Below are 9,769 nucleotides of genomic sequence, written 5' to 3'. Positions count from 1 at the left end.
AGCGCATTCCCGCCGACATCCGCGCCGCCGGCGGCGTCTCGCGCATGAGCGACCCCGCCATGATCAAGGGCATTCAGGCTGCCGTCTCCATCCCCGTCATGGCCAAGTGCCGTATCGGCCATTTTGCCGAAGCCCAAATTCTCCAGGCCATCGACATCGACTACATCGACGAGTCCGAAGTGCTCTCCCCCGCCGACGACACCTATCACATCGACAAGACGCAGTTTCGCGCCCCCTTCGTCTGCGGCGCGCGCAACCTGGGCGAGGCCCTGCGCCGTATTGCCGAAGGCGCCGCGATGATTCGCACCAAGGGCGAGCCGGGCACCGGCGACGTGGTGCAGGCCGTACGCCACATGCGCCTCATCAACAGCCAGATCCGCGCCGTACAGGCACTGCGTGACGACGAACTTTTCGAAGAAGCGAAGCGTCTGCAGGTTCCCTACGACCTGCTGCGCTCGGTTCACGAAACCGGCAAGCTTCCCGTGGTGAACTTCGCCGCCGGCGGCATCGCCACCCCCGCCGACGCCGCCCTCATGATGCAATTGGGCGCCGAGGGCGTCTTCGTGGGCAGCGGCATCTTCAAGTCGGGCGATCCGGCCAAGCGCGCCGCCGCCATCGTCCAAGCCACCACCAACTACCAAGACCCCGAGCTTCTCGCCACGCTGTCGGAAAACCTGGGCGAGGCCATGGTGGGCATCAACGCCCAGGAAATTGAGCTCATCATGGAAGAGCGCGGTCAGTAGCGTGAGGGTACGCAGCAAGACAAGCGCCAAGGGAGACGCATCATGACAACTATCGCGGTCCTCGCCGTGCAGGGAGCCTTCATCGAGCACCAGCAGCGCCTCGAAGCCTTGGGGTGCACCGTTCGCCAACTGCGTCACGCAACCGATATGCGCCACTCCTTCGACGGCCTCGTGCTCCCCGGCGGTGAATCCACCGTGCAGGCCAAGCTCCTGCGCGACACAGGCCTCTTCGAACCCCTGCGCGCGCTCATCCAGAAAGGTCTTCCCGTTCTCGGTACCTGCGCCGGCCTTATTCTGCTGGCCCAGCACCTCGAAGGCGCGGGCGACACGGCGAACCTCGATAGCCAGCTCGCCGCCAAGCGCACCGCCGTCGACGGCTTCCGCACGTTGCCCATCACCGTGCAACGCAACGCCTACGGCCGCCAGCTCGGCAGCTTTCACGCCGAAGGTCTTTGGTGGGAAGACAATCCACACGCCACGGCAAAACGAGCGACGCCCGTGCCCCTCACCTTCATTCGCGCCCCGCGCATCGAGCGCGTCGATCCCGCCGTGCAAACCCTCGTCGCCTATGGGGGTGGGCCGGTAGCCGTGCGCTACCAAAATCAAATCGGCGCCGCGTTCCATCCGGAACTCGACGCCGACAACCGGCTCTATCGACTTTTCCTCAGCCTCATCTAGACCACAGAGCCAAACGAAGGGCGCGGCCGCCCGAGGCGTGCCGCGCCCATTTCACCACGCTCTCTGCGCTCGCGCTTCGAGCCTACTTGCAACCGCACTTCTTGGTCGAGCCCTTGGCTTTGCTGCCCGACGCACAATGATGATGCCCAAAGCGATGCACGCGATGGCCATGATGACGATGGGGGCGCTTCTTGATCTCGGCATAGTCGACGCCCATATCCTCACAGGCCTCGCTCACCTTGGCACACAGCGCCACCAGCTGCTCCTTTTCCTGATCGGTCAGGTAAGAGCACACGGCATCGGCAGCCCGGTCCTCGGCGGCCATGCGCTTCTTGAGGATCTGCTTGCCTGTCTTCGTCAGCGAGATGCGATGTTTGCCGTCGCCCTTCTTCGTAATATCGACGTAGCCGTTGTCAGCCGCCTTCTTGGCCACGGCCATGGTCTCGTGGCAGCCCCAGCCCAGGGTGCGGCAGAGCTTCTTGTCGGAGATGCCCTTCTTGTCGCCGAATTTGGCAACTACTTTGATGAGGGCACCCTGACCGCGCTTGAAGCTGCGCGGACCTTCGTTGTGCATGGCCAGCTTGCTGTAATTGCCGGCGCGCTTCAGCGCAGCCAGCACTTCCGTTGATTGTGTCATAGCGACCTTCTTTCTTGAGAATGCGGAGGTACGGTCTCAGCTTACGAGCCGCAGGCGAAAAACTACCGCCCCGCCCGTCGACCCGCAACCAAACCGTTGCGCAGCCATCATCGACCCTCCGTCAACCCTCTGCGACCGTCTGCCCCGGCCGCCCGGTCATTCCACCTCCTCGGGAAATGCCTCGTCATAGGGCGGGTCGTCGGGACGCCGCACTGTCTCGTAAATCAAACGGCGCGTAGTCGGCAGCTCCTTCTTGCGCAGCTGGTGCTCCCAGAGCACCAGTACCCGCCAACCCTGCTCCTCAAGCGCCGCCAAATTACGCTCATCCCGCTCGATGTTGCGGGCGAACTTCGCTTCCCAGTACTCCACGTTTTTCTTGGGCACCGACAGCTGACAGGTGGGACACCGGTGCCAAAAGCATCCCCGCACCTCGATGGCGATTTTCCGACCGACGAACGCCACGTCGGGACGCCCCGGCGCTTTCGCCCAGTCGACGCGGTAGCCGGTAAAGCCCATCTCGCGCAGCATACGCCGCACCTTCATCTCCGGAGACGTGTCACGACGCTTGTTACCCTGCATGGATTTGCGTGTCGCCAAGGACACGACCCCGAAATCGTAGCGGCTCGAGGAAGCCTCGCTCAGCGCGCCGTCTTTCTCGGCTGTTTCTTCTGCAGCGCGGCGCGGTGCCTCTGCGGACGCAATCCCGTCAGCTTCTGCAACGCCCGCCGCTTCCCGCGCTTCTTTCTCCGAAGACGCCCGGTCCTGCTGTTTTTTCGCGTGCTTCTTTGCGCGCCCCACCGGCCAATCCTTTCCCTGGCACCACGTTCGAGTCGTATTATAGCCCCTCCGGTGCCAGCCTCTGCTTCTTCCCGCCAACCTGCTACAATGACCCCGTTACCTGCCGTCTCCCCGAAAGGATTGCCCATGTTCCCCAGCATGCGCCGCTCCAAGCAGCTGCTTCCCACCGATGTCTGCACCGCCATTTTGAACGAGGGCGTTTACGGCATTCTGGGCACCGGCGGCACCGACGGCTATCCCTACGCCGTGCCCCTCAGCTACGCCTTCAACGCCGACGCCGACGCGGACGGCGGCGCTCCCGCCGGCCGCATCTACCTGCACTGCGCTACCGCCGGCCACAAGCTCGAGGCCCTGCAGGCCAACCCCCACGTGTCCTTCACCGTGGTAGGCCGCAGCGAAGTGGCTCCCGAAAAGCTGGTGAATCAGTTCCGCAGCGTCATCGCCTTCGGCACCGCCCGCCAGCCACGCTCCGACGAGGAGAAGCTCGAGGCTCTGGTGGCCCTGGGACGCAAGTACTGCCCCGGCCTCGACGAGTTCGTCGCCGAGGAAATCGACAAGACCCTCGGCCGCACCGGCGTCATCGTCATCGACCTGGAAGCCGTCACCGGCAAGGAATCCCTCGATCTGGCGAAAGCCCGGGCCCACGGCGAGACCATCGCCTAGCGCTCCGACCTCACCGTCTACTTGACGCCATCGTCCTTCTCCCTCGAGGTGCTGCTCGGCACCCCTGCCGCCGATTACGGATCTACCTTCGACGCGCGGGGCGTTTCCGACCAGGAGCTGGACGACCAGCTGGGCTCTCTTAACAATTAGTAAGAACTGCACCTTCTTCACGTCATCGTCAGATTTCCCAGGTAAGATGAGCCCATCGAACGCTCGAGAGCTGGCTGGAAGGAGGCATCGTGGCAGAACAGTCCCCCGCAGCGACCCTGGCCTCCAAGGCCCTGGACGCCGCGGCCGCGGTACCCCTTACCCGGCGTCAGCTGCTGGCCGCCCTGGGCGGCGCCGCACTGCTCGGCGCGGTCGGCACGGCCTCGTGCGCCAGCGCCGGCGCTGCGGCCGCCCCCGTTTCCACCAGCTCCTTCCACCTGGCCCAGGCCCTGGCCGCCGACAGCCCGGCCAATCCCGTCGTTCCCGGCGGCGCCACCGACACCGCCGTTGAACTGGGTCTGCACGGCCCCGTGCTCACCTTGGACGATCTGCCCTGGAACCTGCGCCTGGTAAACGCCGAGCATCCCCTGCCGAAAGATTTCGAAGTGCCCGCGCTGCGCACTTTCGCCGACGGCGCCCACGCCATCGACAAGCGCGCCTACCGGTCGCTGCAGGCCCTGCTGAAAGCGGCCCGCAAGGCCGGCGTGCATCCCGTGGTCTGCTCCTCCTTCCGCACCCACAAGAAGCAGAAGGAGCTCTACCAGGCCCGCGTGCAGCTGAGCAAGGACAAGGGCCTTTCCAGCAAGAAGGCCAAGGAGGAGGCCGCCTTCTGGGTGGCGCGCCCCTATACCAGCGAGCACGAGGCGGCCCTGGCCGTCGATCTGGTCGACGAAAGCTACCAGGAACTGGACAAGAAGCAGGAGAAGACCAAGGCACAGAAGTGGCTTATGAAGCACTGCGCCGATTACGGCTTCATCCTGCGCTATCCCACCGACAAAAGCGCCGTCACGAACATCGGTTACGAGCCCTGGCACTACCGCTACGTGGGCAAAGAGTACGCCCGCGCCATCACCGACAGTGGCCTGTGCTTTGAAGAGTGGCTCGAGGGCTACCTAATGAACGGGGAAGGGCAGGAGTAGCTCCTGCCCTTCCCGAAAAGAAATGAAGCTTCGGGGCGCCCGAGGGGGACGGACGCCGCCAGAAGTCCTAGAGCATCCAGGGCTGCACAATAGTAATGGGCAGCGCCGCCGATACAATCATGAGACGCAGGACGAAACCGCCGATGAGCACGCCGGCATCCGAGGCCGCGCTGACCATCTGGCCCGTGCGGGACGTCTCCAGCTGGTGCGTGGCAATCCACAGCATCCAGCATTCCAAAATGGTGGGAATCACCAGGCCGACGGCAATGAACAGCACCCAGAAGGCCACGGCCCAGTTGCCGGCAATCAGCGCCATGACGCTGGCCCAGCCGGCCGGGCTCGGATTGGCCGAGGTAACGAACAGCAGGGCCGCCACCAGGATAAGCTCTACCAACGGTAGCCAGAAGTGGAACTTCTTGAGCACCACCACTTGGTTGAACTCGTCCGGCTTGGCGAAAGCGCCGATGAGCAGCACGATGGCCATACCGGTAGACACCGCCGACACGAGGAACAGAATGGGCAGCAGCGCTGTGTTCCACAGCGGGAAGCCCTGGCACACGCCCAGCAGGCAGCCAGTGTAGGCGGCCACGCACAGGCCCATGACCGTGCCGAGAATGTCGAGCCACGCCGGCACCTCGCGCTTCATGAAGTCCATAATGGCCACGATAAGGGCTACCACCACGAAGGCAGCCAGGAACACCACGCCCCAGGTCATGACCGACCCGAAGTTGGTCAGCAACAGGGCGAAGCGCAAGGGATGCTGGAAGCCCGCCATGGCGTCGAACATCAGCAGCACCAGGCCGATGCACACGGCCACCGGGGCCACAATGCGCCCAATGCGCATCAGCCCGCGGCATTCCGGATGGCGGAAGCGGATGAACGTCGAGGTGACGAACGCACCGCCGCCCAATCCGGCAAGGAAGAGGTACCACGCGATGATGGCGCCCCAAATGGGTTCGTAGGTCATCTCAATCACCTCACGTAATAGACTTTGGCCTGGGTCAGGTCGCCGGCGATGGGCTTGGCGCCCTTCTCGACGATGGCGCGGGCCAACTCGGAATCAGGATCGTCCAGGTCGCCGAAGATGCGGGCATGGGCGGGACAGGCCTCCACGCAGGTGCAGGTGGTGGTACCCTTCTCCGTCTGCACGGCGCAGAAGCGGCACTTGTCCACGGCGCCGGTCTGGGAGTTGCGCACACGCACCTGATAGGGGCAGGCCGACATGCAGTACAGACAGCCAATGCAGCGCCCCTGGTCGACGCTGACGATGCCGTCGGCGCCCTTGTGGGCCGCGCCCGTGGGGCACACCGAGGCGCAGGGGGCGTCGTCGCAGTGCATGCACTGCAGCGGCACGGTCTCCACGCGCACGTTGGGGTACGTTCCGGTTTCCTGGCGCTCGAAGCGGACGAAGTCCTCATCGGGCAGCAAGTTGTTCTGACGCTGACAGGCCGTGCGACAGGCGTAGCACCCCACGCACTTCGTCGTGTCAATGAGCATTCCGTAGCGAGTCATCATGCACCTGCCTTCCCGACGGTCACCATGGTCTCCTGCAGAAGCGGGGCACCGTAGGCCGTCTCCAGTGCGAAGGGCACGAAGCGCGCCTGACGCACACCCACGCCGTCGGCCTGGGTCTGTTCCTTATTCTCGACGCCGAACGGGGCGGCCAGGTACAGCGCCGTGGGCTCGATGAGCTCGGTGACGTGCACCGCCACTGGCGCGGAAGCGTACTCGTTCTCGATGACCACCTCGTCGCCCTCGGCCACGCCCAGATCGGCTGCGGTCTCGGCGCTCATCCACAGGCGGTCGAGCGCGTACTGCTTCGCGATGGCCGCCAAGGGCGCCGCGTTCACCGTCTTCGCCGTGGTTTGCGTGGCGCCGTTGCCCGTGGTCAGGCGATAGAACTCGAAGCCCAGGGCGTCGGGACTCACCGTGGGGGCCGCCCAGCCGGGCAGCGCCGTCAGGCCGGCCTGGGCCGCCGCGTCGCTGGCACACTGGATCTTGCCCGAAGCCGTCGGCCACGCAGCCGTCTTCGCCGTCAGGATCGAAGACCCCACGGCCGCCGCTCCGGCCGCGGTGCAGCCGCAAGCCTGGCAATAGGCCTCGGTGGCCTCGGCCAGGGTGAAGGGGAAGGCGCTTTCCGTGCCCGTGGCCGCGGCCAGGCTCTCAACGATCTCGGGAATCGAGCGGGCCTGCTCCACCTGCGGCTCGATAACCTGCGAGGACACCACCAAGGTGGGATGAACTGCGCCGGATACCGTGGGCAGCTGGGCACTTTCGCTCCACACCTTCTCGGGGAGCACGAACGAGCAGCAGGCCGCCGTCTCGGTCATCTCGGGGGTGATGGCCACCGACAAGGTGCAGGCCTCGATGGCCTCCTTGATATAGGCGGGGTCGGGATACTCCGCCACCACGTTCGCATCGGCCAGAATGAGGCCCTCAAGGGCACCGTCGTGGGCCATGCGCAAAGCCTGGGGCGCCGATCCGCCGGCAGCCAGCGGGTAATCCGCCGCCGTCACATCCGCGGCCGTCACTGCCAGGGGGGCCAGCTTCGTGCCGGTCAAATCCACCGTGGTCGTTTCCGCATACACGCCGCCGGGCACGTTCCAGCTGCCGAGCATGGCGTTTACCAGCGCCGTGGCACGGGCCAGCTCGCCGGCATTGCCGTAGCCGCCGCCGAACAGGGCCAGCCACGAAAGATCGAGGGAGGCTGCCGGGGCAGCCGCGGCCAGCTCCAGGGCCAAGGTCTCGATGCGGTCGGCGGAAAGCCCGGTTATCTCAGCGGCCCACGAGGAGGTATAGGACGCCAGGGATGCCGTCCACTCCTCGTAGCCTTCCATGGCGGCCGCAGCCTCCTTGGCCACCTTGTTGCGCTCGACCAGCACATGGCCCAAAGCCAGTACCAAGGCCAGCTCGGTACCGGCGCGCACGGGCAGCCACTCGGTGGCCAGTGAGGCCGAGGCGGGCATGCGGGAGTCCACCATTACAATGGTGGCCCCGTTTTCCTTGGCCTTCTCAAGCCCGGCCACGGTACCCGGATCGGGCATCTCCACCACGCTCGCGTCCAGGATAACCACCATCTTGGCCTGGGCGTAATCCACCTCGCAGGCTTCATAGCCAGTCACCTGGGCCAAGCCCGACGCTACGGAAAGCGACGTCGTTGCCGCATCCACGTAGCTGTTGGCGCTGCCGAGGGCATTCATGAAGCGCGTCAGGTAGAAGTCGGCCGTGGAGGTGCCATCAGTGATGACCGCCAGGGCCTCGGGGCCCTTCTGGCCCTTGATATCGTTCAGCCCGCGAGCGATTTCCTCGAGGGCCACATCCCACTCGACAGGCTCATAGGTGCCGTCGTCCTTGCGGCGCTGCGGCTCGGTCAGTCGATCCTCGGAGGCGGCCACAGTGGCCGATCCGAAGCCGCGGGCGCACAGGGTGCCGGCGGCATGGGGGTTGGTGGCGTGGCCCACCACTTTGTCGATGGAACCATCGACCACGTAGGCGGCATAGCCGCATTGTTTCGCACAGGCGGTGCACTGCGTGTTGACCACTTCATCGGCATACGCCTGGTCAACGGCAGGGGTGGATGCGCAGCCCGTCAGCGTGGCGCCGGAGGCTGCTAAAGCAGCTCCTGCGGCACTGGCGGCCAGGAATCCTCGCCTGGTAATTGCCATCTCAGCCATTGCTCTATCCTCTCTACCAGAAGGCAGGTCGCGACGTTTCACCATCGAAGGCCCTAGGCCTCGACGATGGTCGCCGTGGAGACCACGCCTCCGTCGATAACTTTCTGCGCGATATCTTCCCAATCGATGAATTTGATGGCACCGTTGGGGCACTGCTCGGCGCAGCGGCCGCAGGAGACGCATTTAGTAGAGGTGCCCGTCTGAGCATTGACCTGAGGCATGTTCCAGGGGCAGGCCGCCGAGCACATGCCGCAGCCGATGCAGGCTTCCTCGTCCACCACGCGGGCGCCGGTTTCCTCGTCCGCCGAAATGGCGTGAACCGGGCAGTACTTCGCGCACTGAGGATCAGCGCATTGCTTGCAAGATTGAACGGTGAATTGGCAGTTGCCGAAGATACCATCGTTGGTATCGACGCCCGAACCGAAGTTGTAGTTGTCCCACACGCGCACGCGGGCGATGGACTGCTGGGCAGCTCCGTCGTTCTTCAGCGTGCACATCATCTCGCAGCGCTGGCAACCAGAGCAGCGAGCACGGTCCGTGACGATCATTTTCGCAGGAGTGGTGCGCAGTTCGATACGGCCCGAGGCAATGGACTGGGTGGTCACGCCCCACGAGGCCAGCGCGCCGCCGACCACGAGGCCGGCCACGCCGCAGCCGGCCATGGCCAGCACCGAACGGCGGTTGAAGGTTTTCGGCTTCGGCTCGGCGGCTGCCGGAGCGGAAGCGGGGCTGCCAGAAGCAGGAGTCTGCTGAGGGGCAGCGGGATCAAATTTCTGGGTGTCTGTCATTTTGAACTCCCCCTTGTATTAGTTCGCTTAGAGAGAACTCAAGATCGCAAACGCCGCGCAACACCGAGCATGCTAATCATGAATGGAGGGTTTGTGTACCCTCTTTGAGGGGCATTACCGAAAGTTTTTCTGGCGTTTTTCTTTTGTTAACCGCGCCGTCATCTTTCTGTCAAAAAATGTCCCCTCATTGAGGGTATTACCACAAAACCCCTGCATATATGCTTATTCCATCGATTACTCCAGATCGCGAAAAGCGTGCCGCGCAACAACAGCACACGAAGAGATTTGGAGCTTCATCATGGCAGACACAAAGCTTGATCCCGGAAAGTCCTACGGTTGGACCGGGAAAATCCTCCGCGTCAATCTGACGGATGGAACCATTTCGACGAGCCCCACCGATCCCTATAAAGCGTATGTGGGCGGCATGGGCATCGCCAACAAGATTATGTACGACGAGGTGCCCGCCGGCACCGACCCCCTCTCCCCGGAGAACAAGGTGGTCTTCGCCGTCGGCCCCCTCACCGCCACGGGCGTACCCCTGGCGGGCCGCACCACCATCGCCTCGCTTTCTACCTACACCAAAGACCATCAGGTTATCGACGCCCACACCGGCGGCATGATCGGCGCGGCCATCAAGAAGGCCGGCTGGGACGCCATCATC

Annotated in this window: 12 protein-coding genes; 6 read left to right on the top strand and 6 right to left on the bottom strand. The window is 64.4% G+C overall.

From position 1 onward, the window contains the following. Positions 1–743, top strand: a 743-nt coding sequence (gene pdxS, locus QZ307_RS09685; protein WP_295999330.1) for a pyridoxal 5'-phosphate synthase lyase subunit PdxS, incomplete at its 5' end; no start/stop codon positions are given. Between the two features lie 42 nt (positions 744–785). Beyond that, the gene (gene pdxT / locus QZ307_RS09680) at positions 786–1,421 is read left to right on the top strand and encodes a pyridoxal 5'-phosphate synthase glutaminase subunit PdxT (RefSeq protein WP_295999328.1); all 636 of its coding nucleotides are present in this window, start codon (positions 786–788) and stop codon (positions 1,419–1,421) included. Between the two features lie 82 nt (positions 1,422–1,503). Here the strand turns inward: pdxT and QZ307_RS09675 are convergent, their stop codons facing one another. Next, positions 1,504–2,058, bottom strand: coding sequence for a hypothetical protein (locus QZ307_RS09675; protein WP_295999325.1), 555 nt, complete (start codon positions 2,056–2,058; stop codon positions 1,504–1,506). Between the two features lie 156 nt (positions 2,059–2,214). Continuing rightward, the gene (locus tag QZ307_RS09670; RefSeq protein ID WP_295999332.1) at positions 2,215–2,637 is read right to left on the bottom strand and encodes a very short patch repair endonuclease; all 423 of its coding nucleotides are present in this window, start codon (positions 2,635–2,637) and stop codon (positions 2,215–2,217) included. A gap of 345 nt (positions 2,638–2,982) precedes the next feature. Between QZ307_RS09670 and QZ307_RS09665 the strand changes: the two genes are divergently transcribed. From QZ307_RS09665 to QZ307_RS09655, 3 genes are all read left to right on the top strand, one after another. Then, on the top strand, positions 2,983–3,519 hold the full coding sequence (locus QZ307_RS09665; protein WP_295999323.1) for a pyridoxamine 5'-phosphate oxidase family protein: 537 nt from the start codon (positions 2,983–2,985) through the stop codon (positions 3,517–3,519). A 21-nt stretch (positions 3,520–3,540) separates the two neighbouring features. Next, positions 3,541–3,669, top strand: a complete 129-nt coding sequence (locus tag QZ307_RS09660) for a hypothetical protein (RefSeq protein WP_295999319.1) — start codon at positions 3,541–3,543, stop codon at positions 3,667–3,669. A gap of 89 nt (positions 3,670–3,758) precedes the next feature. Beyond that, positions 3,759–4,646: a M15 family metallopeptidase gene (locus QZ307_RS09655; protein WP_295999316.1), complete on the top strand. Its 888-nt coding sequence runs from the start codon at positions 3,759–3,761 to the stop codon at positions 4,644–4,646. A gap of 67 nt (positions 4,647–4,713) precedes the next feature. Here QZ307_RS09655 and nrfD read toward each other — a convergent pair whose 3' ends face one another. Genes nrfD through QZ307_RS09635 form a run of 4 tightly spaced genes read right to left on the bottom strand, consistent with a single transcriptional unit; the run spans position 4,714 to position 9,108 of the window. Then, on the bottom strand, positions 4,714–5,613 hold the full coding sequence (nrfD, locus tag QZ307_RS09650) for an NrfD/PsrC family molybdoenzyme membrane anchor subunit (RefSeq protein ID WP_295999314.1): 900 nt from the start codon (positions 5,611–5,613) through the stop codon (positions 4,714–4,716). Between the two features lie 5 nt (positions 5,614–5,618). Further along, positions 5,619–6,158 (bottom strand): 4Fe-4S dicluster domain-containing protein, encoded by a 540-nt coding sequence (locus QZ307_RS09645; protein WP_295999309.1) that lies wholly within the window; start codon positions 6,156–6,158, stop codon positions 5,619–5,621. Continuing rightward, positions 6,158–8,320, bottom strand: coding sequence for a molybdopterin-dependent oxidoreductase (locus tag QZ307_RS09640; protein WP_295999307.1), 2,163 nt, complete (start codon positions 8,318–8,320; stop codon positions 6,158–6,160). Before QZ307_RS09640 ends, QZ307_RS09645 begins: the two co-directional genes overlap by 1 nt. 53 nt (positions 8,321–8,373) lie before the next feature. After that, on the bottom strand, positions 8,374–9,108 hold the full coding sequence (locus tag QZ307_RS09635; RefSeq protein ID WP_295999304.1) for a ferredoxin-like protein: 735 nt from the start codon (positions 9,106–9,108) through the stop codon (positions 8,374–8,376). 298 nt (positions 9,109–9,406) lie between these two features. Between QZ307_RS09635 and QZ307_RS09630 the strand changes: the two genes are divergently transcribed. Next, on the top strand, positions 9,407–9,769 hold a 363-nt coding region (locus QZ307_RS09630; RefSeq protein WP_295999302.1), incomplete at its 3' end, for an aldehyde ferredoxin oxidoreductase N-terminal domain-containing protein.

This window comes from uncultured Adlercreutzia sp. (assembly GCA_910585575.1).
Lineage (GTDB): Bacteria > Actinomycetota > Coriobacteriia > Coriobacteriales > Eggerthellaceae > Adlercreutzia.
Note: the sequence above shows the minus strand (reverse complement) of the source record. Positions and strands in the feature narration are given on the sequence as shown.